Origin of the sequence: Lentzea sp. NPDC003310 (assembly GCF_040610935.1) — a bacterium.
Lineage (GTDB): Bacteria > Actinomycetota > Actinomycetes > Mycobacteriales > Pseudonocardiaceae > Lentzea.
On the sequence record NZ_JBEXNC010000020.1, the window covers coordinates 78,936 to 99,827 of the forward strand.

At 70.1% G+C, this 20,892-nt stretch carries 22 protein-coding genes; 8 read left to right on the forward strand and 14 right to left on the reverse strand.

Annotated elements, in window-relative coordinates:
- Nucleotide 1: 1 nt before the first annotated feature.
- Complete coding sequence (locus tag ABZX02_RS35310; protein ID WP_355304960.1) at nucleotides 2-370, reverse strand: GntR family transcriptional regulator; 369 nt, start codon at nucleotides 368-370, stop codon at nucleotides 2-4.
- Between the two features lie 65 nt (nucleotides 371-435).
- On the opposite strand from ABZX02_RS35310, the gene ABZX02_RS35315 reads away from it, so the two are divergent.
- Nucleotides 436-1,254 carry a hypothetical protein gene (locus ABZX02_RS35315; RefSeq protein WP_355304962.1) on the forward strand — a complete coding sequence of 273 codons (819 nt, stop codon included), beginning with the start codon at nucleotides 436-438 and terminating at the stop codon, nucleotides 1,252-1,254.
- Entirely contained in the window at nucleotides 1,251-1,952 is a 702-nt protein-coding gene (locus ABZX02_RS35320; RefSeq protein WP_355304964.1) for an SDR family oxidoreductase, read from the forward strand. Before ABZX02_RS35315 ends, ABZX02_RS35320 begins: the two co-directional genes overlap by 4 nt.
- Here ABZX02_RS35320 and ABZX02_RS35325 read toward each other — a convergent pair.
- The 8 genes from ABZX02_RS35325 to ABZX02_RS35360 form a co-directional block, all read right to left on the reverse strand.
- The gene (locus tag ABZX02_RS35325; RefSeq protein WP_355304966.1) at nucleotides 1,945-3,195 is read right to left on the reverse strand and encodes a SidA/IucD/PvdA family monooxygenase; all 1,251 of its coding nucleotides are present in this window, start codon (nucleotides 3,193-3,195) and stop codon (nucleotides 1,945-1,947) included. The two genes, ABZX02_RS35320 and ABZX02_RS35325, sit on opposite strands and share 8 nt — an antisense overlap.
- 214 nt (nucleotides 3,196-3,409) lie before the next feature.
- Nucleotides 3,410-4,744 carry a GH1 family beta-glucosidase gene (locus ABZX02_RS35330; protein WP_355304968.1) on the reverse strand — a complete coding sequence of 445 codons (1,335 nt, stop codon included), beginning with the start codon at nucleotides 4,742-4,744 and terminating at the stop codon, nucleotides 3,410-3,412.
- Entirely contained in the window at nucleotides 4,737-5,693 is a 957-nt protein-coding gene (locus ABZX02_RS35335) for an ABC transporter ATP-binding protein (RefSeq protein WP_355304970.1), read from the reverse strand. The genes ABZX02_RS35330 and ABZX02_RS35335 overlap by 8 nt, the downstream gene beginning before the upstream one ends.
- Nucleotides 5,690-6,508, reverse strand: coding sequence for an ABC transporter permease (locus ABZX02_RS35340; RefSeq protein ID WP_355304972.1), 819 nt, complete (start codon nucleotides 6,506-6,508; stop codon nucleotides 5,690-5,692). Before ABZX02_RS35340 ends, ABZX02_RS35335 begins: the two co-directional genes overlap by 4 nt.
- Nucleotides 6,509-6,511: 3 nt before the next feature.
- Nucleotides 6,512-7,492, reverse strand: coding sequence for an ABC transporter permease (locus tag ABZX02_RS35345; RefSeq protein WP_355304974.1), 981 nt, complete (start codon nucleotides 7,490-7,492; stop codon nucleotides 6,512-6,514).
- Complete coding sequence (locus ABZX02_RS35350; RefSeq protein WP_355304976.1) at nucleotides 7,489-8,394, reverse strand: ABC transporter ATP-binding protein; 906 nt, start codon at nucleotides 8,392-8,394, stop codon at nucleotides 7,489-7,491. The genes ABZX02_RS35345 and ABZX02_RS35350 overlap by 4 nt, the downstream gene beginning before the upstream one ends.
- Before the next feature lie 4 nt (nucleotides 8,395-8,398).
- A complete protein-coding gene (locus ABZX02_RS35355) occupies nucleotides 8,399-10,042 on the reverse strand; it encodes an ABC transporter substrate-binding protein (RefSeq protein WP_355304978.1) in 1,644 nt (547 codons plus the stop codon).
- 113 nt (nucleotides 10,043-10,155) lie between these two features.
- On the reverse strand, nucleotides 10,156-11,151 hold the full coding sequence (locus ABZX02_RS35360) for a LacI family DNA-binding transcriptional regulator (RefSeq protein WP_189152510.1): 996 nt from the start codon (nucleotides 11,149-11,151) through the stop codon (nucleotides 10,156-10,158).
- 264 nt (nucleotides 11,152-11,415) lie between these two features.
- Between ABZX02_RS35360 and ABZX02_RS35365 the strand changes: the two genes are divergently transcribed.
- Nucleotides 11,416-11,955 (forward strand): MOSC domain-containing protein, encoded by a 540-nt coding sequence (locus ABZX02_RS35365; RefSeq protein WP_355304980.1) that lies wholly within the window; start codon nucleotides 11,416-11,418, stop codon nucleotides 11,953-11,955.
- On the opposite strand, the gene ABZX02_RS35370 is transcribed toward ABZX02_RS35365, so the two are convergent.
- The gene (locus ABZX02_RS35370) at nucleotides 11,952-12,695 is read right to left on the reverse strand and encodes an alpha/beta fold hydrolase (protein WP_355304982.1); all 744 of its coding nucleotides are present in this window, start codon (nucleotides 12,693-12,695) and stop codon (nucleotides 11,952-11,954) included. The two genes, ABZX02_RS35365 and ABZX02_RS35370, sit on opposite strands and share 4 nt — an antisense overlap.
- 173 nt (nucleotides 12,696-12,868) lie before the next feature.
- Here ABZX02_RS35370 and ABZX02_RS35375 point away from each other — a divergent pair, with 173 nt between their 5' ends.
- From ABZX02_RS35375 to ABZX02_RS35385, 3 genes are all read left to right on the forward strand, one after another.
- A complete protein-coding gene (locus tag ABZX02_RS35375; RefSeq protein ID WP_355304984.1) occupies nucleotides 12,869-13,798 on the forward strand; it encodes an anti-sigma factor RsbA family regulatory protein in 930 nt (309 codons plus the stop codon).
- A 61-nt stretch (nucleotides 13,799-13,859) separates the two neighbouring features.
- A complete protein-coding gene (locus ABZX02_RS35380) occupies nucleotides 13,860-15,158 on the forward strand; it encodes a wax ester/triacylglycerol synthase family O-acyltransferase (protein ID WP_355304986.1) in 1,299 nt (432 codons plus the stop codon).
- 22 nt (nucleotides 15,159-15,180) lie between these two features.
- Complete coding sequence (locus ABZX02_RS35385; protein ID WP_355304988.1) at nucleotides 15,181-15,837, forward strand: HAD family hydrolase; 657 nt, start codon at nucleotides 15,181-15,183, stop codon at nucleotides 15,835-15,837.
- Between the two features lie 45 nt (nucleotides 15,838-15,882).
- Here ABZX02_RS35385 and ABZX02_RS35390 read toward each other — a convergent pair whose 3' ends face one another.
- The 3 genes from ABZX02_RS35390 to ABZX02_RS35400 all read right to left on the reverse strand — a co-directional run bounded on the left by ABZX02_RS35390 (nucleotide 15,883) and on the right by ABZX02_RS35400 (nucleotide 18,375).
- Complete coding sequence (locus ABZX02_RS35390) at nucleotides 15,883-17,154, reverse strand: serine/threonine-protein kinase (protein ID WP_355304990.1); 1,272 nt, start codon at nucleotides 17,152-17,154, stop codon at nucleotides 15,883-15,885.
- A 196-nt stretch (nucleotides 17,155-17,350) separates the two neighbouring features.
- Nucleotides 17,351-17,968, reverse strand: a complete 618-nt coding sequence (locus tag ABZX02_RS35395) for a ScbR family autoregulator-binding transcription factor (protein WP_355304992.1) — start codon at nucleotides 17,966-17,968, stop codon at nucleotides 17,351-17,353.
- Nucleotides 17,968-18,375 (reverse strand): nuclear transport factor 2 family protein, encoded by a 408-nt coding sequence (locus tag ABZX02_RS35400; RefSeq protein ID WP_355304994.1) that lies wholly within the window; start codon nucleotides 18,373-18,375, stop codon nucleotides 17,968-17,970. The genes ABZX02_RS35395 and ABZX02_RS35400 overlap by 1 nt, the downstream gene beginning before the upstream one ends.
- A 207-nt stretch (nucleotides 18,376-18,582) precedes the next feature.
- Between ABZX02_RS35400 and ABZX02_RS35405 the strand changes: the two genes are divergently transcribed.
- A complete protein-coding gene (locus ABZX02_RS35405; RefSeq protein WP_355304996.1) occupies nucleotides 18,583-18,909 on the forward strand; it encodes a helix-turn-helix transcriptional regulator in 327 nt (108 codons plus the stop codon).
- Between the two features lie 116 nt (nucleotides 18,910-19,025).
- On the opposite strand, the gene ABZX02_RS35410 is transcribed toward ABZX02_RS35405, so the two are convergent.
- The gene (locus ABZX02_RS35410) at nucleotides 19,026-19,484 is read right to left on the reverse strand and encodes a MarR family transcriptional regulator (protein ID WP_355304998.1); all 459 of its coding nucleotides are present in this window, start codon (nucleotides 19,482-19,484) and stop codon (nucleotides 19,026-19,028) included.
- A 109-nt stretch (nucleotides 19,485-19,593) separates the two neighbouring features.
- Between ABZX02_RS35410 and ABZX02_RS35415 the strand changes: the two genes are divergently transcribed.
- A complete protein-coding gene (locus ABZX02_RS35415; RefSeq protein ID WP_355305000.1) occupies nucleotides 19,594-20,742 on the forward strand; it encodes an FAD-dependent monooxygenase in 1,149 nt (382 codons plus the stop codon).
- Nucleotides 20,743-20,892: the final 150 nt, after the last annotated feature.

Consider the following 20,892-nt stretch of genomic DNA (forward strand, 5'->3'; position numbering starts at 1 on the left):
ATCACACGCCCCCGTTGTTCTCGTGCTGTTCGATGCGGCGGATGACGTCGGCGAGCGGGATGCCGATGGCGCGCGCCTCCGCGACCATCGGGTCCACGACCTCGCCGAAGAAGCTCTCCCGCCCCTGTGCCCGCAGCATGTCGCGAGCCTGCGCGCTCACGAACATCCCGATCCCCCTCTTCTTGTAGAGCACCTGCTCGTCCACGAGCTGCTGGAACGCCTTCGCCGCGGTCGCCGGGTTGATCCGGTAGTAGGAGGCGTACTGGTTGGTCGACATGACCTGCTCGTCCGCCTTCAACGCACCGCTGAGCACGTCCGCCTTGATCCGGTCGGCGATCTGCCGGTAGATCGGGCTCCGGTCGTCGAACATCGGCTACTTCCTTGGTTCGTTACTCATGTAATGAACCATAGCAGTGACCGCGTAGGATTGGCCACGTGGTCGGGGTCGCGATTCTGTGCGCGGTGCTCGCGGCCGGGTGCAGCGCGCTCGGCGCGATGTGGCAGCACGCCGGTGTCCGCGAGACGGGCGACCTGAAGCTGACGTCCGCGCACCAGCTGGTGCGGTCCCGCCGCTGGGTCCACGGCTTCCTGGTGCTCTTCGCGTGCGCGGTCCTGCAGGTCGTCGCGCTGGCACTGGCCCCCGTCTCCGTGGTCGCGCCGCTGAACGCGCTGGCCATCCCGATCATCGCGGTGTGCCGCGCGCGGCGGCTGTCCGGCCTGCTCGCCGTGTCGGTGCTGGTGGCGACGGTCGGGATCGTGGTGTTCGTGACCATCACGGCGGGCACGGCCGTGCCGACGCAGGTGTCGCCGAAGGTCGCGCTGCAGGCAGGACAACTCGTCGTGGCGGGCGTGCTGGTGTGCGCGGTGGCGGCGACGTTCACGGTGGGCGCGGTGCGGGCGCTGGCCCTCGCCGTCGGCGCGGGCATCCTCTACGGCCTGGTCGCCGTGCTGGTCAGGGACGTGACGACGAGCCTGCCCGTGATCGAGTGGGTCTCGCTCGGCGGCCTCGCGCTGGCGTTCCTGACCGGAGCGTGGTTCATCCAGCTCGGCTACGCCGCCGGGCCGCCGGACCTCGTCGTGGCCGGGCAGACGGTCGTGAACCCGATCGTGGCGGCGTGGATCGGCATCAAGCTGCTCGGCGAGGGCACGGGCATGAGCGGCGTGTCGCAGGCCGGGCTGGTGGTGAGCGCCGTGGCCGCGGTGTCCGGCACCGTCGTGCTGGCCTACTACCACCGTGTCAGGGTGGACGCATGACCTTCGTCGTCACGGGTGGCAGCGGAGCGCTGGGCAGGCACGTGGTCGCGGCCCTGCCGGGAGCGCGGCCGGTGTCGCGGTCGAGCGGCACGGATCTGCTGCGCGGCACGGGACTGAACGCGCTGAGAGCAGACGTGGTCGTGCACTGCGCCACGTCGTTCCGGCACGAGGTGCGGATGACGCGCGCGGTGCTGGACTCCCGGCCCGCGCACCTGGTCTACATCTCGATCGTCGGGTGCCAGGAGGTGCCGCTGCCCTACTACCGGCAGAAGCTCGCGGCCGAGCGGCTGATCGTCGACTCCGGTGTGCCGCACACGATCCTGCGGGCCACGCAGTTCCACTCGTTGCTGCGCGGGATGTTCGAGAGGGCGTCGAAGCTGCTTTTCCTGCCCGTGCCGGGGTTCCGGTTCCAGCCGGTCGACGAGGGCGAGGTGGGACGGGAGCTGGCCGCGCTCGCCCAGGGACCGCCCGCGGGCAGGGTGCCCGAGATGGGCGGGCCGGAGGTGCGGGAGGCCGCCGAGTTCGCGCGGGTGTACTTGGCGGCCGTTGGCAGACAGCGGAAGGTCGTGCCCCTCAAGGTTCCTGGTGCCACGTACCGCGCCTACCGCGCTGGAGGGAACCTGAGTCCCGGCCGCGCGGTGGGCGAGCGGACGTTCGCGGCCTACGTCACGGGAGTCCGCGCCGGTCCCGCTACTTGACCGCCTGCAGCGCGGGCTCGGCGTGCTGCCGCGTGACCCGGCACAGCACCGAGTCGAGGATCTCGCCGGCGCGCACCGCCGTGTTCGACAGCAGCGACGACGTGATGCCGTGCGTGTGCTCGGTCCCGCCCTGCAGGTAGATGCCGCCGCGCAGCGCCTCGTCCGTGACGACGCGGTAGTCGCGGGTGACCTTCAGGCGGCCGAGCTCGTCGCGTTCGCAGTGGTCCGCGAGGTCACCGAGCAGCCGCAGCGGGTCGGCCGGGTGGTAGCCGGTGGCGTAGACGATCACGTCGGCGTCGATCGGCAGCGGCGCGCCCCCGGTGAGCGACTCGACCACGCACCTGCCGTCGGCCCGCACGCCGGTGAGCCGGGAGGCGTTGTGCAACAACAACCTCTGCCGCCCGACGACCTTCTCCCGGTACACCCGCCGGTGGAGCTCCTCGATCAGGTCCCGGTCGACCACGCCGTAGTTCGTGTTGGCGTGGTAGCCCATCAGCGTGCGCTTGACCTCGTCGGGCGCGGTGTAGAACTCGTCCACGGCGGTGGGGTCGAAGATCCGGTTCGCGAACGAGCTGTCGTCGGCCGGGCGGTAGCCGGGGCGCGCGAAGACGCCGTGCACCTCCGCCTGAGGGAACCTGTCGTGGAAGAAGGCCGCGGCCTCGGCGGCGCTCTGGCCGGCGCCGACCACGACGACCCGGCGCGGGTCGGACAGGGTGTCGACGCGGGTGAGCAGGTCCCTGGTGTGCCAGACGCGGTCGCCGGTCTCGACGCCGTCCGGCAGCTTCGCCTCCAGACCGGTCGCGAGGACGAGGTTCCGCGCCCGGACGCGCTGGTCGCCCGCGCTGAACTCGAAACCCTCGTCGATCGCCCGGACCCCGGAGACCTCGGCGCCGTACGACACGTGGTGCGCGACCCGGTCCGCGGCCCACTCGAAGTAGTCGTGGAACTCCCTGCGCAGCGGGAAGAAGCTCTTGTGGTTGACGAAGTCGGCCAACCGGCCGCGGTCGCGCAGGTGGCACAGGAAGCTGAACTCGCTGACCGGGTTGCGCAGCGTGACGAGGTCTTTGAGGAAGGACACCTGCATGGTGGCGTCCTCCAGCAACATGCCGCGGTGCCAGCCGAACCGGGCCTGCCGCTCGAAGAACCTGGCCCTGACCGGGAGGTCGTGCTCCTCCACCGCGATCGCGAGAGCCAGGTTGGACGGCCCGAAGCCGATTCCGGCCAGGTCTAACACCGGTTCCATCGCGATCCTCTCCTGGCACTCCACCGTGGCGTAAAGTAACCCTAACTTAAGTAAGGTCTGCCTTAGGTAGCGCATTCGGACGTGATCTGCGCCGCTGGGCGTGGTCGCGTTCCCCTCCACCGCCGTGCGAGTCCGGACGTGGAACCGGCCCGGTCGCTGTGGGGGCGCAGAAAGTGCCACAGCGGCCGGGCCGGAGACGGGGACGGACCAGGTCCTACGCGGGGGAACGGGTGATCAGGTCGCGGAACCAGCGCGCGCTCCGCTTGAGCGTCCGCTCCTGGGTCTCGTAGTCGACCCGGACGATGCCGAAGCGCTTGCCGTAGCCGTAGCCCCACTCGAAGTTGTCCATCAGCGACCAGGCCAGGTAGCCGCGCACGTCGGCACCGGCGCGCACGGCGGCCGCCACTGCCTCGACGTGCGACCTCAGGTACTCGACGCGGTCGTCGTCGGCGACGTGCCCGTCCTCGAACGCCAGGTCGTCGAACGCCGCGCCGTTCTCGGTGATCACCATCGGCACGCCGTAGTCCTCGTGCAGCCGGACCAGCAGCGAGGTGAAGCCCTCCGGCACGATCTCCCAGCCCATCGCGGTGACCGGGCGGCCCTGCGGCACGACCTCGGAGACGGCCGGATCGGCGGTCCCCCGGTGGACGTGCGAGGTGTAGTAGTTCACCCCGACGACGTCGAGCGGCGTCGAGATGATCTCCAGGTCGCCCGGCTGGACGGGAAGCTCGGCGCCGCGCGCCGCGACGTCGGCGAGCACGTCCTCCGGATAACGCCCGTGCACCAACGGGTCCAGGTAGATCCGCGTGCCGAACCCGTCGGCGCGGCGGGCCGCGTCCACGTCCCGGGGGTCGTCGGACGCCGGGCTGTGCGTGCCCAGGTTCAGCGTGATGCCGAGCGAGTCCACGCCGCGCGCCCGCAGCTCCCGGGCGGCGAGGCCGTGCCCCAGCAGCAGGTGGTGGGTGGCGCGCATGGACTCGGCGAAGTTCGTGCGCCCCGGCGCGTGCCGGCCCGTGTCGTAGCCGAGGACCGCCGAGCACCACGGCTCGTTCAACGTCGTCCACGTCGGCACGCGGTCGCCCAGCGCGTCGTGCACCAGGCCCGCGAACTCGGCGAACCGGTGCGCGGTGTCGCGGTGCGGCCAGCCACCCGCGTCCTCCAGCTCCTGCGGCAGGTCCCAGTGGTAGAGCGTGAGCCACGGGTCGACGCCCTTGGCGAGCAGCTCGTCGACGAGCCGGGAGTAGAAGTCGATCCCCTTGGGGTTCACCGGGCCGCGGCCGCCGGGCTGGATGCGCGGCCACGACACGGAGAAGCGGTACTTGTCGACGCCGAGCCCCGCGATCATCGCCACGTCGTCCGGCATGCGGTGGTAGTGGTCGCAGGCCACGTCGCCGGTCTCGCCGTTCACGACGGCACCGGGACGACGGCTGAACGTGTCCCAGATGGACAGTGTTCGGCCGTCCTCGTCCCACGCTCCCTCGATCTGGTACGCGGAGGTCGCGACGCCCCAGAAGAAGTCCGCGGGCAGGCCTGCCACCGGATCAGACACGCACGTCCTCCAACCAGCACGCCACGCGGCGGCTCTCCTCGACGGACTCGAGCGACGGCATCCGCTCCCCGCACACGTCCATCGCGGACGGGCAGCGCGGGTGGAACGGGCAGCCGGCGGGCATCGACCGCAGGTCCGGCGGCGAGCCAGGGATGCCCTTCAGCTCCCGGCGCGGGCCGCGCAGCGCCGGGAACGACCCCAGCAGCCCCTTGCTGTACGGGTGCTTGGCGGCGCGGTAGATCTCGCCCGCCGGCGCCTCCTCGACCACGCGGCCGCCGTACATGATCGCGATCCGGTCGGAGAACTCGACCAGCAGCGAGATGTCGTGCGTGATGAAGATGATCGAGAAGCCGAACGTCTCGCGCAGCCGCATCATCTGGCCGAGGATCTGCCGCTGCACCACCACGTCGAGCGCGGTCGTCGGCTCGTCCATGATGATGATCTCGGGCTCCAGCGCGAGCGCCATCGCGATCATGACGCGCTGCCGCATGCCGCCGGAGAGCTGGTGCGGGTACGCCGCCAGCCGGTCGGTCGGGATGCCCACCAGCCCCAGCAGTTCCTTGGCACGAGCGGTGCGCTGCGGGCGTTTCATCTCCCGGCGGTGGGTGCGCAGCACGTCGTCGAGCTGGGTGGCCACGGACAGGACCGGGTTCAGGGCGTTCATCGCGCCCTGGAACACGATCGAGACCTCGCTCCAGCGCAGCACCTGCAGTTCCTTGTCGCTGAGCGACAGCAGGTCCTTGCCCTTGAAGAACACCTCGCCCGACGGCGTGTGCCCCGGCGGTTGCAGCAACCTGGTCGCGGCGTAGGCCAGCGTGGACTTGCCGCTGCCGCTCTCCCCCGCGAGCCCCAGCACCTCGCCCTTGTTCAGCGTCAGCGAGACGTTGTGCACGGCACGGAGGGTGCCGTAGTCCACCGAGAGATCGCGGATCTCCAGCACCGGGCTCATGCGCGCACCTTCCGCAGCCGGGGATTCGCGTACTCGTCGATCCCGAAGTTGATCAGCGCCAGCGCTGTGCCCAGCAACGCGATGCACAGGCCGGCGGGGACGAACCACCACCACGCGCCCAGGCCGAGCGCCTGGTTGCTCTGCGCCCAGAACAGGATCGTGCCCCAGTTCCAGGTCGACAACGAGATGACGCCGACGAACGACAGCGTGATCTGCAGCATCACCGCGAAGATCACCGTGCCGACGAAGCCGGACGCGATCACCGCCATCAGGTTCGGCAGCACCTCGAACACGATGATGCGCCAGGTCGACTCACCGGACGCCCGCGCGGCCTCCACGAAGTCCCTGCGGCGCAACGACATCGTCTGCGCGCGCAGCACGCGCGCACCCCACGCCCAGGCGGTCAGCGAGATCACCGCGGCGATCAGCACGGTGTCCGCGGAGGGCAGCATCGAGGCCACGATGATGATCAGCGGCAGCGCCGGGATCACCAGGAACACGTTGGCCAGCATGGACAACGCCTCGTCGGCCGCGCCGCCGAGGAACCCGGACGTGACGCCGACCAGGATCGACAGCAGGGTCGCGAGCACACCGCAGACCAGCCCGACGACCATCACTCCCCTGGTGCCCACGAGCACCTGGGAGAAGATGTCCTGCCCGGTCATGGTCGTGCCGAACCAGTGCGAGGGCGACGGCGGCGACAGCAGGTCGTCGCTCATCGCCGACGGGTCGTACGGCGCGATCCACGAGCCGATCACCGCGATCAGCGTGAAGAAGGCCAGGATGCCCAGGCCCAGCTTGGTCTTGAAGTTCACGCCTCAGCCCTCCCGCCGGGTGCGCGGGTCCAGCAGCAGGTAGCCGATGTCCGCGAGCAGGTTCGCCACCAGCACCGCCAGTGTGATCACCAGGAACACGCCCTGCATCAACGGGTAGTCCTTCGCGCCGATGCCCTGGAACAGCACGTAACCGAGGCCCGGGTAGGAGAACACCATCTCGACCAGCAGGGCGCCGCCGACGATGAAGCCCAGCGACAGCGCGAACCCGGAGATCGACGGCAGCACGGCGTTGCGGGCCGCGTAGGCGAACATGATCCGCTTCTGCGTGAGCCCCTTGGCGCGGGCGACGAGCACGTAGTCCTCGGCCGTCACGGTCACCATCATGTTGCGCATGCCAAGGATCCAGCCGGCGACCGAGCTGATGACGATCGTGATGCCGGGCAGCACCGCGTGCTCCAGGACGCTGCCGATGAACTCGCCGGAGAACTCCGGCACGAGCCCCGGCGCGTACCCGCCGGACGCCGGGAACAGCGGCCACGTCACGGAGAACACCGAGATCGCGATCAGGCCGAGCCAGAAGTACGGGATCGACGACAGGAACGTCGTCATCGGGATCAGGTTGTCCATCCACGAGCCGCGCTTCCAGCCCGCGTAGACGCCCAGCAGGGTGCCGAGCAGGAACGCGATGACCGTGGTGACGCCGACCAGGCCGAGCGTCCAGGGCAGCGACTGCGACAGCACGTCCGCGACCGGCGTCGGGAAGAACGTGAACGACAGGCCGAGGTCGCCCCGGAAGAGCGAGCCCCAGTAGTCGACGTACTGCTGCCAGATCGACTTGTTCGAGTCCAGCCCGAAGAGGATGTAGAGCGACGCCATCGCGTCGCTGTTGAGCCGGCCACCGAGCTTGGTGATCATCGCCTGCACCGGGTCACCGGGGAGCAGGCGCGGCAGCAGGAAGTTGGCCGTGATCGCCGCCCAGAGCGTGACGAGGTAGAACACGGCGCGGCGGAGCAGGAACGTCATGCCGCCGCCTCCGCGTAGAGCCAGCAGGCCGCCCAGTGCCCGTACGAGTCGACCTCGGTGCGCGGGGGCGCCTCGGTCCAGCAGCGCTCCTGCACCTTGGGGCAACGCGGGGCGAAGGGGCAGCCGGTCGAGACCTGCGTCGACTCCACCGCTGGCGCGTCGAGCGCGACGACCGCCCGTTCGGGGTCGGGCGCGGACTCGATCAGCAGCTGCGTGTACGGGTGCGCGGGCCGCTGCGTCACGGTCTCGCTGTCGCCGCCCTCGACGATCTGCCCGCCGTACATCACGAACGTCTCGTCCGCGAAGTAGCGCGCCGACGCGATGTCGTGCGTGATGTAGAGGACCGCGAGCTTGAGCCGTTCCTTCAGGTCCAGCAACAGGTTCAGCACGCCGAGCCGGATGGAGACGTCCAACATGGACACCGGTTCGTCGGCGAGCAGCACCTCGGGGTGCGCGGCGAGCGCGCGGGCGATCGCCACGCGCTGCCGCTGACCGCCCGAGAGCTCGTGCGGGTACCGCGAGGCGAAGTCCGCGGGCAGGTTCACCCGCTGCAACAGCTCCTCCACGGTCTCCGGCCGCTTGTGGATCTTCAGCGGCCGGGTCAGGTGGTAGCGGATCGTGTGGATCGGGTTGAGCGATGCGAAGGGGTCCTGGAACACCATCTGGACCTTGCGCCGGTACTCCCGGACCCTCCGCACCTTCTCGCCGTCCAGCAGGATCTCGCCGGAGGTGGGGTCCACGAGCCGCGCGAGCAGCTTCGCCACCGTCGACTTGCCGGATCCGGACTCGCCGACGAGGGCGGTCACGCGCCCGCGGCGCAGGACGAGGGAGACGTCCCGCACCGCACGCACGCGCTTGTAGGTCTTGACCAGACCCTTCGCTTCAAGCGCGACTTCATTCATGGTTCTACGACCCCGCGGGCTTCAGCTTCATGACGATCTGGAGAGCGTTGGGCAGCGTCGCCTGCGGCGGACCGTACGGGTCCTCCTCCGACGGCCAGCCGACCCAGTTCTTCGTGCTGTACTCCGCACCGATCGGGCCGGCGGAGGTCGGGATCATCGGCACCTGCTCGACCATGATCTTCTGCAGCACCGCGAGGGCCTTGGCCCGCGCCGCGTCGTCGGCCGCGTTCGCGTACTCGGCGAGCGCCGCCGTCGCCTCGGGGTTGTTGTAGCGGCCGAAGTTCACCGCCGCCGTCTGCCCCATCGGCTTGATCTCCGCGCCGTCCATGATGTTCTGGTACATCTCGTACGGCGTGGCACCGGTGTTGGTCCAGCGCAGCGAGCCCTGGAACGCGCCGTTGGCGAAGTCGGTCGTCCACGCGTCCGCGGTCTGCGTGCGCACGGTCGCCTCGATGCCGATCTTCTTCAGGTCGCCCTTGATGATGTCGAGCACCGTCAGGTAGTCCGACCAGCCGGACGGGTTCGTGAGCTCGATCGTGACGGGCTTGCCGTCCGGGGCCTGCAGCACGTCGCCCGCGTACTTGAAGCCGGCGGCCGTGAGCTTGCTCTTGGCGCCCTCGACGTCGATCTTGAACTTCGCGTCCTTGTACTCCGGCGCGAGGAACGAGTCACCGGCGGGCAGCGGCATGCCGGTCTTCGACTCGAGCTTCGGGAACAGGCGCGCCTCGCCCTTGACGAAGATCGCCTCGCGGTCGATCACGTCGCTCATCGCCGAGCGCAGCACGGCGTTGTCGAACGGCGCCACGGTCGTGTTGAGCCACAGGCCGTGGATGCCGAGGCCGGCCGGGAACCAGAGCTTGTGGTTCGCCGGGTCCTTGTCGACGTAGAGCTTCTGGTAGTCCGGGATGAAGACGTACGACCACTGGCTCGCGCCCGACGCCAGCGCGGTCGTCTGCGCCGTGTTGTCGTTGTACGAGGTGTACTGGATCTCCGGGACCTTGGGCAGTTCCTGCCAGTACTCCGCGCGCCGCGCGATCGTGACGGTCTGCGAGGTGAACGACTTCAGCTCGTACGGGCCGGTGCCGACGGGCTTCGGGTTCGTGTAGGTCGTCGGGTCCGGGATGGTGCTCCAGATGTGCTGGGGGATCACCATCGCGCTGATGACCTTGTTGCGGTTCACGAACTGCGGGCTCGCGAACGAGACCTCGACCTTGCCGTCCGGCGTGGCCGTGGCGGTCTCGACCTTGAGCGAGTCGCGGTTGTTGAGCGCGGGCCACTTCTTCAGGATCTCGTACGAGAAGGCGACGTCGGCGGCCGTGAGCGGCTTGCCGTCGGACCACTTCACGTTCTCCCGGATCGTGAAGGTGACCTTCTTGTAGTCGGGCGCCCAGTCCCACTTCGTCGCGAGCCACGGCACCGGGTCCTGGGCCGGGCGCGTGTTGTTCACGAACGCGAGCGGCTCGTAGATCTGGTAGCGGTAGCCGAGCGACCCCGCCGCCGACGTGGGCAGGAACGGGTTGTGGTTCTCCGTCAGCGGCCCGTTGGGCATGCCCACGGTCAGCACGCCGGCGGCCTTGCTCGATCCGCCAGAGGAGCAACCGGTCGCCGCGAGCGCCAGTGCCAGCGCGACGATGATTGTTCTGCGCATGGGGGAATCTCCCGATACGACAAGCATGAGAGCGCTCTCTCATGCGTACGGCGAACTCGCCAGGCCTTGGCGAGGCCTGGCGTGTCCGTTTCAGTTGTGGTGGAGCGGGATTGCTAGGGCGCGGATTCGCGCACGATCAACGAGGTCGGCAGCACCAGCGGGTGGTCGGGCATCGGCTGTCCCTCGAGCGTGGAGAGCAGCATCCGCGCGGCGGCGGCACCCATCTCCTGCAGCGGCTGGCGGATCGTCGTCAGCCGGGGTTCGGTGTGTCCCGCGACCGGGACGTCGTCGAAGCCGACCACGGACACGTCGTCCGGGACGGTGCGGCCGGACTCCCGCAGCGCCCGCAGCACGCCGACCGCCGAGAGGTCGTTCTGCGCGAACACGGCGTCGAACGGGATTCCGCTGGCGACGAGCTTGTCCACGGCGACCTCACCACCTTCCGTGGTGAAGTCGCCGTCGACGACGAGGTCCGGGTGCAGCGTCAGGCCCGCTTCCGCCAAAGCGAGCCGGAACCCGTCCAGCCTCGCCTGAGTGCACCCGAAGTGCGGGGGTCCGGTGACGACGGCGAACCTGCGGCGACCAGCCGCGACGAGATGCCGTGCGACATCCGCGCCTCCCTGCCGGTTCGTCGTCGTCACCGAAGGGAACTCCGGGTGCGAACCGCGGTCGTCGATCATGACGACCGGCAGGCCCGCCCGGTAGAGCGTGGAGATGTAGTGCAGCGCGTCCGGCGGCTCGACGACCAGCAGGCCGTCGAAGGCGTTGGCGGAAACGTGGTTCGCGAACTGGTTCAGCGACTCGGGCCCCCGGTTGAGGGTATAGAGCAGCAGCCCGTACCCGTCGGCCTCGAGGGTGTCGACGATGCCCTGCAGCACCTCGCCCATCCACGGCCAGGTGAGCGAGGGCGCGAGCATCGCGACGGTGCGCGTCCGGCCTCGCGCCAGACCGACCGCACGCGCGCTGGGCACGTAGCCGATCTCGTCGATGACCTTGCGCACCCGTTGCGCGGTGGAGGCGTCCACGTCCGGCTTACCGTTCAGCACACGTGACACGGTCGCTTTGGACACCTGGGCGCGTTGGGCGACCTCTGCGATCGTGACACGCATGCCGAACTTCCTTCCGCCGCCTCCTGGAACCGGTTCCGTAACCGGTTCCGACGAGGTGTGACGGAGTCAACAGCCTGACGTGAGCATTAGTCAAGACTCTTGCCGGAAGTTCGTGAGAGCGTTTCCACAGGTTGCCGCATCGATGCAGGTAGGACCCGGTCGAGTGCCTCGAAATAAGAAGCCTTGATCGATCCGCGCCTCCGCATTCCGCTGCGCCGAACGGAGCAATCCCTTGCGCCGCAACGGTGGTGCACAATCGTGGTCATGGGGGTTGTGACAGCGGTCAGCCGCAATGAGGACTACTCGTTCACGAAGCCGACACGGGAGAGCATTACCCTGCTCGCCGGCCTCGGCGTGGAAGGTGACGTGCACCAGGGCGTCACGGTCAAGCACCGGTCGCGCGTCGCGCAGGACCCGACCCAGCCGAACCTCCGCCAGGTGCACCTGATCCACGCCGAGCTCTTCGACGAGCTGCGCGGCAAGGGCTTCGCCGTGGCGCCCGGCGAGATCGGCGAGAACGTCACCACGCGGGGCATCGACCTGCTCGCCCTGCCCACCGGCACGCGGCTGCACTTGGGCGCCGAAGCCGTGGTGGAGGTGACGGGCCTGCGCAACCCGTGCGTGCAGATCGACGCGTTCTCCCGCGGGCTGCTCAAGGAGGTCGTGGGCAAGGGACCGGACGGGGAGCTGGTCCGGCGCGCGGGGATCATGTCGGTCGTGCTGGTGGGCGGCGTCGTGCGGCCCGGCGACGAGATCCGGGTGGAGCTGCCGGCGGAACCGCACCGGCCGCTGGAGAAGGTCTAGGTCAGATCGTTGCCGAAGTGGTCGTCGAGGATCACCGAGATTGTCCGCGGCGCCTCGACGACCGCCAGGTGCGCGGCGTCCCCGACCACGTAGAGCTCGGAGTCCGGTAGCTCGTCCGCGGTCTGCCGGACCAGCTCGGTCGGCGTCGCGTGGTCCTGGGCGGCCGCGATCACCACGGTGGGCACGTCGATCTTCACCAGGTCCGCGCGCAGGTCCATCTCCCGCACCGCCTCGACGCAGGCGAGGTAGGTGGGCAGGTCGACGTTCAGGAGCTCGGCGCGGAACCGGGCGACGGCGTCCGGCGGGCACAGCGGCGTGAACCACCGCGACATGATCGTGTCCGCCACGGACTCCATCCCGGACGACCGCAGCTGCGCGATCCGCTCGTCGAGCCGCCCCTTGTCCGGCACCCACGCGGTGGTGCACACCAGCGCCAGCCGGGAGATCCGGTCGGTGTGGGCGGCGAGCCACATCCCCACCATGCCGCCGAGCGAGACGCCGCAGTAGTACACCTGGCGCAGTTCGAGGTGGTCCAGCAGCTCCACGACGTCGCCCGCGAGGTCCGCGATCGTGCACGGGCCGTCGATCGCCGGGCTGAGCCCGTGGCCGCGGTGGTCGAAGCGCAGGAGGCGGAACGGCAGCGAGAAGTCGCTCCACAGGTCGGTCGTCGTGCCGAGCGCGTTGCCGAGCACCAGCACCGGCGCGTCCTCCGGCCCGGTCAGCGTGTGGTGCGCGAGCACGGCGTCACCTCCTCGCAAGGCCCCGACATCGGGAGTCTGCCCGGCGTTTTGGCTGTTCGCACGACGAAGGTGGTGGGACTGCGGCAAAGGCAGCAACCGCGCTGCGGCCCGTTCGTCGACAACCACCGTCCTGGCCCCCGCCGAAACACTGTTACGGGGAGCAGAATGGTGGTTTGCCCACCGCCACCGACCGCACCGGGAAGCCGATGAACTCCGCCACCCCGTTCACCCACGAAGCGCTGTTCTACCGGGACGAGGACTCCTTCCTCGCCGGTACGGCCAGATTCGTGTCCGACGGTGTGGGCAGGGGCGAACCCGTGCTGGTGGCGGTGCCGGAGGCGAGCATCGGGCCGTTGCGCGAGCGGCTCGGGCTGCTGTCGGACCAGGTGCACTTCATCGACATGACCGAGGCCGGCCGCAACCCGGGCCGGATCATCCCCGGTGTGCTGATGGCGTTCAGCGCGAGCACGCAGCGGCGCTTCCGGATGATCGGCGAACCGATCTGGCCCGGCCGCACCGCGCTCGAGTACCCGGCGTGCGTGCAGCACGAGGCGTTGATCAACACGGCGTTCGAGGGGCGGCAGGGCGTCATCCTGTGCCCGTACGACGCGACCGCGCTGCCCGGCCACGTGCTGGAGGACGCGCGGCGCACCCACCCCGTGGTGACCGAGGGCGAGCGGCGTGTGGCGAGCGAGTGGTACACGGACCCGACCGCGCTCGCCGACATCTACAACGTGCCGCTGCCGCCGCCGCCCGCGAACGCCGAGGAGCACCCGTTCTCCGTCGGCACGCTCGCGCACATGCGCAGGCTCGTGGCCGCCTACGCGCACGGGCTGCGCCGCGAGCAGGTCGAGGACCTGGTGCTCGCGGTGAACGAGCTCGTGACGAACAGCATCCTGCACGCGTCAGGTCGCGGCGTGCTGCGGTTGTGGCGCGAGGGCGACGCCGTGGTGTGCGAGGTGAGCGACTCCGGAACCGGTTTCCCGCCGTCGTTCACCGGCCTGTCCGGCTTCGGGATCGTGATGGTGAACCTGCTGTGTGACCTGGTTCGCACCCACACGAGTCACAGCGGTACCACCGTTCGAGTGTACTTGGGGCGGTAGGGAGTCACCGCCATCTCATCGCAATGCGCCCGACACGCGGACCTGTTTTCCTTGCACAGCTATGGCAGACCACCTCTCCCCCCTCGACGTCGCCTTCCTCGCGATGGAGGGCGACACGAATCCGTTGCACCTCGGTGCGGTCGCGACCTTCGCACCGTCCACTCCGGTGCACCCGGCCCGCATCGCCGCCGTGCTCTGCGAACGGGCGCAAGAGATCCCGCGCCTGCGGCAGCGCGCCCGGACGTCGTTGCTCGGCGGCGCGCGCTGGGTGGAGGACCCCGGTTTCGCGCCCGAGGACCACGTCTTCACGCACCACGTGCGCGGGCGTGACAGGTTCACCACGCTGGTCTCGCACCTCATGGCGCAGCCGCTCGACCTGGCGCGCCCGCCGTGGGAGCTGCACGTCGTCACCGGTCTCGCGGGCGGCCGGTTCGCCGTGGTCGCGAAGCTGCACCACTCGCTGTGCGACGGCATGAAGGCCGTTGGGCTGGGAATTCAGCTCTTCGACCCGTCCCGACTGTCCATCCCGGACACTCCGGAGCCGATCACCAGGTCGATCATCCCGTCGCTGCCCTCGCTGCGCGGGATCAGGGACACGCTCGACATCGCGTCGTCGGTCCTGCTGAACACCCGCCCGCCGACGTTGAACTCACCGGTGCTCACCGCGTCCAGCCGGCCACGCCGCGTGGTGATGTCCCGGCTGGATCTCGCGGACGTGCACCGAATCCGGCGCGCGCACGGCGGCACGGTGAACGACGTGCTGCTCGCCCTGGTCACAGGTGCGTTGCGCCACTGGCTTTCCGCGCACGGCAGCGCGGGCCCGGACTCGGTCGTGCGCGCGCTCATCCCGGTTAACCAGCGCTCACGCTCCGGCGACGGCGCCGCGGGCAACCAGATCTCCGGCTTCCTCGTCGCCCTGCCGGTCGGCGAACCGGACCCGGTGGAACGGCTGCGCGACGTCCGCGCGCAGATGGAGACCGCGAAGGCGGCGGGACCGGACCGGGGCGCGGGCGCCCTGCCGCTGCTGGCCGACAGGGTCCCGTCCCTGGTGCACCGCCTGGCCGCGCCGGTGATGGGCCGCTGCGCTCCCCTGCTGTTCGACACGCTCGTCACCTCGGTGCCGCTGCCGTCCGTCCCGCTGTCCCTGGACGGCGCCGCGCTGGGCGAGCTGTACCCGGTCGCCCCCGTGGCGCCGGGCCACGCCGTGGGCATCGCGCTGTCGGTCTACCGGTCGTCCGTCCACGTCTGCTTCAACACGAACCAGTCGTGGATGTCGGACGCGCACTGGCTCGACGGCGTGCTGCGCCGCGAGCTCGCGTCGTTGCAGGAGACCAGGGACCTGGTGGGTTTGCCGAGGTAGGACCACGGGCACACCTGTTCTCATGAGCAACACCTTGGTCCTCGACGTGGACGGAACCCTGGTCGACACCAACTACCACCACGCGGTGGCGTGGCTGCGCGCCTTCCGCACGGTCGACGTGACCGTGCCGGCCTGGCGGGTGCACCGCGCGATCGGCATGGGCGGCGACAAACTGGTCGCCGCGGTGGCGGGCGACAAGGTGGAGCGAGACCACGGCGACGACGTCCGGGCCGCCTGGGAGCGGTACTTCGACGAGATGCTGCCCGAGATCCAGCCCTTCGAGGGCGCGCACCGCCTGGTCCGCGCCGCCACCGACCTGGGCCTCGCCGTGGTGCTGGCCAGCTCCGGCAAGCGCAAGCACGTCGAGCACTACCTGAAGCTCCTCGACCCCGGTGACGTCGCGTGGACCACGTCCGACGACGTCGACGACAGCAAGCCCGCACCGGACCTGATCGAGGTGGCACTGCGCGAGGTGGGCGGCGAGCGCGCGGTCGTGGTGGGCGACTCGGTGTGGGACTGCGAAGCGGCCGCACGGGTGGGGCTGCCGTCGATCGGGCTGCTGACGGGCGGGGTGTCGGAGGACGAGCTGATCGACCACGGCGCGTCGGCGGTGTACGCGGACCTGGACAGGCTGCGGGCGGAGCTCGCGGACCTGCCGTTCGCCGCGCCCGCCGACTAGGGCTCGTCGAGGCGCTCGCTCACCGATGCGGGAGCGAGCCCTCGCTCACGGCTGCGGAAGCGACGACGGCGTCGGCAGCTCCGAAGGCTTCTTCGTGTTGGTCCGCTTCTCCTTGCTGGGCCTGGCCGACTCCTCCGTCGGAGCCACCCCGGTGGTCTCGACGACGGGGGTCGACACCGGCACCACCCCACCGGCCGCGGGCTGGGACACGTCCGGCGCCCCCGGCTGGCCCGGCGCGTCCGTCACCCCGGGCGTCTGCACCACGGTCACGGTCGACTGCGTCACCGTCACCACCTGCGTCTGCGCCTCGGGCGCCACCGGCTTGCCCTCCGCGGGCACGTCACCTCCGCCGGCGAAGTTCGCCACCACCACGGCCACCGCGGTGGCGGCGACGGCCGCGGCCGCGAGCGCCACCCGCTTGCCGCGCCGCGACCGCTGCACGGGCACGTCGGGCTCGTCGGGCCGCACCGCCGCGTCGGGCAGCAACGCAGGCAGACCCCGGCTCGCCTCGTAGGCGGCCTGCAGCGACCGGGCGCACTGCGCGGCGGTCGGACGGCGGGCCGGGTCCGTCTCGGTCATGGCCGCCAGCAGCGACACCCAGGCCGGCGGCAGGTCCACCGGGATGCGCGGGGAGCGGGCCAGGCGGGCGAGCGCCGCCTCGGCGTCGCCACCGGGGTACTCGGTGCGGCCGGTCAGGCACTCCAGCAGGACGAGGCCCAGCGAGTAGACGTCGGCGGGCGGGCCCACCTCGGTGCCGCGGACCTGCTCCGGCGACAGGTAGCCGGCGGTGCCGACCAGCACGCCGGACGTCGTCACCCTCGTCACCTCGGCGACCAGGGCGAGGCCGAAGTCCGCGAGGTAGGCCTGCTTCTCCTCGTCGTCGAGGAGGATGTTGGACGGCTTGATGTCGCGGTGCACGACGCCCAGGTCGTGCACGTGGACCAGCACGTCGGCGATCTGGCTGCCGATGCGCGCCACGAAGCGCGGGGGCAGCGGTTCGCGCATGCGCTGGCGCAGCGTGCCGCCGGTGATCTCGCGCATCACGAAGTACGGGCGGCGCGACAGGGTGCCGTTGGCGTAGACCGGGATGATGCCGGGGCAGTCGAGCGAGACCAGCATCGACGCCTCGCGCTGCAGGCGCAGCTCGTCGTCGGGCAGGCCGGGTCCGGTGAAGACCTTGATCGCCACCGAGGACGTCGTCGTTCTGTCGTACGCGCGGTAGACCTCCGCCATGCCGCCGGACCCGAGGAGGGTGCCGACCACGAAACGGTTGTCGATCACCGCCCCGGTCAGATCGCCGTCCCAAGGTGCGCTCATGGGCCTCCGCTCGTCGCGCAGCAACCTAACGGGTCGCCGACTGATCCGGCTACCCGGCCGACCTGAAGATCAAACTACGACCGGCGCGGGTCGGTCGGCGCCGGCTCTACCGAGCCCAACGACGGCCGCACGTCATCGGTGCGCAGATCCTCCGCACGAGCACCTTGTCGTCGCGGAGGCCCCGTCCGTTAACGGCTCACTCGAACCGCAGCGCCTCCCGGACCGCGCCCGTGACGAGGCAGCCGGAGGTGGCGCGCCAGAGCCGGGCCAGCCGCACGCGGAGGTCGGTGCCGCCGGTGAGCGCCTGCGCCACGAACTGCAGCCCGAGCAGCTCGGCCACCACCTGCTCGGCCGCGTGCCGCACGTTCACCTCCGGCCGCAGCTCACCGCGTTCGCGGGCGAGCGTGAGCAGGTCCCGCACGACGGTGACCCAGCCGATCACCTGGGCGGCGGCCGCGACGTCGAAGAACACGGCCTCCCGCAACAGCTTCGCGCTCACCCGCACGGTCAGGTCGGTCTCCAGCCTGCCGACGAACTCGAACGACATCGTGATCAGCGCCTGCGTCGGCGACGGTTCGACGGCGAGCACCTCGTCGCGCAACCGGTGCCACAGCAGGGACTGCTCCTCGATGATCGCGACGCCCAGCGCCTCCTTGGAGCGGAAGTGGCAGTACAACGCGCCTTTCGACACGTCGGCCCGCGCGCACACGGCGGTGAGGCTGGCCCCGGTGAACCCCTCGCGGTCGAACACCTCGGCGGCGGCGCGCAGCAGTCTCGTCCGGGTGTGCACGGCTCTTTCGCGTTGTGCGCTCATCACCCGGTCCGCGCCACGCCCGTCGAGACGGCCGCGGCCAGGGTGTCCGGCATGTGCCAGTACTGCTCGATCTCCCCCAGGTGCACGGAGAGCACGGTGGTGAAGCGCGTCTCCGCGGTCTCGCCGGTGGCACGCACCCTCCAGCGCGCCGAGCCGATCACGGCCGCGTCCCCTCCGTCGACGATCACCTGGCGCGCCGAGAGCTGCTCCAGGCCGTAGGTGGCGAACTGGGTCAGGAACTGGGCCTCGACCTCGCGCCGGGTGCGCGTGCCGGACGTCCAGCGGGCGCCTCCCGGTTCGGGCGCCTCCCATTCCACGGCGGGCGCGCACAACCGCGCGATGCCGGGTGCGTCCTGTGCCGCGAGCCGGGCCAGGAACACCTGCACCACTTCGACCGTAGAGAACATTTCTCCACACTAGCCAGGCGGTCGAAAAGTTACCGCGCACACCCCATTGGACCAGTTGTGTTTCCGCCGAACATCCGATCAAGGCATTACATAGGTCTCTGAACTTTCAACGACCGCCGGTATCACCGCAATGCACGCCACGAAACGACCGACTTTGAGGCACTGTGGTCGTCGTCCCCCGTCATCGCAGTGAAACGGAGCAGAACCGTGCTCAAGGCAGCCCCCCGAGCCAGAGAGCACCTGGCCACCCCACCCATCACCACGCTGATTCCCCAGGCACGGCGCGAGCACGGCCTGACCCAGCGCGGACTCGCGGACCTGTTGTGCGAGATCTCACAAAACGACAGCGTCACCCGTGAAGAAGTGTCGAGGTGGGAACGCGGCAAACGCATTCCCGGCCCCTACTGGCGTGCGTGGATCAGTGCGGCGCTCGACGTGCCGCACGCGGAGGTCGACCGGGCGGCGGTCGTCGAACGTGAATACCGCAGGGCCAAGTCGGACGACCGCGCCGACGATCGGGTGAATACTTCGTGATGGTGGTCGCACGGTCGCGGAAATTGTCCTGAATTGTCTTTCGCCAGGTTCGGCGGCAAATGCGCCGGTCGCCGCCGCGGGCGGCCGGTCGCGACGTCCGGGAGGAGACCCCGTGCTCACTCCCGGACGAGGTGCGCCTGGAGGTCGTCCACGAAGCGGCTGAGCAACCGCCCGAACGTCGTCTTGTCCTCCTCGGACCAGCCGGCGATGGCGTCGCCGAACCAGCCGAAGATCGCCTCCAGGTAGCGCCCCGCCACCCCCGACCCGTTCTCCGTCAGCTCGACGAGACGGGCGCGCTGGTCGTCAGGGTCGACGACGCGGCGAACCAGGCCGGCGCGCTCCAGGTCGTGCAGGTGCCTCGTCACGTGCGGGCCCACGACCTGCATCCGGGCGGCGATTTCCCCCACCCGCAACGGCTTGCCGGCCATGCGCAGCGTGACGAGCACGGTCAGGCCGGGCCGGTCGATCTGGACGCCGACGTGCTCCATCGCCCGCTCGACCAGCTGGCTGCGGTTGAGCACGGTTCCCAGCTGCATCAGTTGCGGCAGCATCGCCGCGGGGTCGAGCGCGCTCATCCCACACCTTACTTACCTAACTTAGGTATACGATTGCTCCAGTCGCGCATCACGGTAGCGATCATCGCGGCCGGAAAAATGATACCTAAGTTAGTTATCTGGAGGCATGATGAGCTCGGTCCTGATCTCCGGCGCCAGCATCGCCGGTCCCGCCCTCGCGTTCTGGCTGCGGCGGCGCGGCTTCGACGTCACCGTCGTCGAGAAGTCGCACGCGCTGCGCGGGGGCGGCTACCCCATCGACATCCGCGGCACCGCGCTCGGCGTGGTCGAGCGGATGGGCCTGCTCCCCCGGCTGCGCGAGGCCCACGTCGACACGCGCCGGATCACGTTCCTCGACGCCTCCGGGCGCCAGGTCGCCTCGATCCGCCCCGAGTCGCTCGTCGGCGGCGACGGCGGAGACCTGGAGGTCCGGCGCGGCGACCTCGCCGAGATCCTCTACGACGTCGTGCGCGACGACGTGGAGTTCTTGTTCGACAACACAATCGTCACGATGGACGAACACCAGGCCGGTGTGGACGTCACGTTCCGAAGTGGACTCCAGCGCACCTACGACCACGTGATCGGCGCCGACGGACTGCACTCGGTGGTGCGCGAGCTGACCTTCGGACCGGAAGAGCGGTTCCACCGCTACCTCGGCTACTGCTTCGCGGGCTTCACGCTGCCGAACCACCTCGGCCTGCGGCAGGAAGCGTTGCTGTGGAACGAACCCGGCCGCGCCGCCGCTTTGTACGCCGTGGGTGCGCACGAGACCGTGCACGGCTTTCTGAGCTTCACGCGCCCTGAGGCACCGTTCGGCGCGTTCCGCGACCCGGAGGCCCAGCGCGACCTCGTGGCGTCGGTGTTCGCGGGCGACGGCTGGGAGGTGCCCGGCATGGTCGAGGCGATGCGGGCGGCGGACGACCTGTTCTTCGACACGGTCAGCCAGATCCGGATGCCGCGCTGGTCGTCCGGCCGCGTGGCGTTGGTGGGCGACGCCGCGTACGCCCCGTCGTTCCTCACGGGCCAAGGGTCGAGCCTCGCGCTCGTGGGTGCGTACGTGCTGGCGGGGAACATGGACGACTTCGGGGCGTACGAGAGCACGATCCGGCCGTTCGTCGAGGCGAACCAGAACCTCGTCGACGTGGGCAACGCCGAGTTGTTCCCCGGCACCGCCGAGGCCCTGGCCGCCCGCAACGCAGCCCTGAGGTCACGCGAGACGGTGCCGGCTCCGGCCGCCCGCCCCGAGCACTCGGCACTGACGCTCCCCGCTTTCGCCTAGCGTGAGTTCGTGTCGGTCGTCCGGCCACCTCTTCGGGTCAACCGCCGAAGGCGATTCGGGCCGAAGCGGTGGCCGGACGACCGACTCCCAGACGAACTCACCGCCGTCTGCGGAGCAGCGGCCATAAAACACAGCGGCCATAAAACAGCG

Coding starts and splice junctions, on each gene's coding strand:
- ABZX02_RS35390 (WP_355304990.1), bottom strand. CDS start 17,154: ATGAGCGCACCTTGGGACGGCGATCTGACCGGGGCGGTGATCGACAAC.
- ABZX02_RS35325 (WP_355304966.1), bottom strand. CDS start 3,195: ATGGAACCGGTGTTAGACCTGGCCGGAATCGGCTTCGGGCCGTCCAAC.
- ABZX02_RS35365 (WP_355304980.1), top strand. CDS start 11,416: ATGGGGGTTGTGACAGCGGTCAGCCGCAATGAGGACTACTCGTTCACG.
- ABZX02_RS35395 (WP_355304992.1), bottom strand. CDS start 17,968: ATGAGCGCACAACGCGAAAGAGCCGTGCACACCCGGACGAGACTGCTG.
- ABZX02_RS35415 (WP_355305000.1), top strand. CDS start 19,594: ATGAGCTCGGTCCTGATCTCCGGCGCCAGCATCGCCGGTCCCGCCCTC.
- ABZX02_RS35400 (WP_355304994.1), bottom strand. CDS start 18,375: ATGTTCTCTACGGTCGAAGTGGTGCAGGTGTTCCTGGCCCGGCTCGCG.
- ABZX02_RS35335 (WP_355304970.1), bottom strand. CDS start 5,693: ATGAGCCCGGTGCTGGAGATCCGCGATCTCTCGGTGGACTACGGCACC.
- ABZX02_RS35380 (WP_355304986.1), top strand. CDS start 13,860: ATGGCAGACCACCTCTCCCCCCTCGACGTCGCCTTCCTCGCGATGGAG.
- ABZX02_RS35385 (WP_355304988.1), top strand. CDS start 15,181: ATGAGCAACACCTTGGTCCTCGACGTGGACGGAACCCTGGTCGACACC.
- ABZX02_RS35360 (WP_189152510.1), bottom strand. CDS start 11,151: ATGCGTGTCACGATCGCAGAGGTCGCCCAACGCGCCCAGGTGTCCAAA.
- ABZX02_RS35355 (WP_355304978.1), bottom strand. CDS start 10,042: ATGCGCAGAACAATCATCGTCGCGCTGGCACTGGCGCTCGCGGCGACC.
- ABZX02_RS35410 (WP_355304998.1), bottom strand. CDS start 19,484: ATGAGCGCGCTCGACCCCGCGGCGATGCTGCCGCAACTGATGCAGCTG.
- ABZX02_RS35345 (WP_355304974.1), bottom strand. CDS start 7,492: ATGACGTTCCTGCTCCGCCGCGCCGTGTTCTACCTCGTCACGCTCTGG.
- ABZX02_RS35350 (WP_355304976.1), bottom strand. CDS start 8,394: ATGAATGAAGTCGCGCTTGAAGCGAAGGGTCTGGTCAAGACCTACAAG.
- ABZX02_RS35320 (WP_355304964.1), top strand. CDS start 1,251: ATGACCTTCGTCGTCACGGGTGGCAGCGGAGCGCTGGGCAGGCACGTG.
- ABZX02_RS35310 (WP_355304960.1), bottom strand. CDS start 370: ATGTTCGACGACCGGAGCCCGATCTACCGGCAGATCGCCGACCGGATC.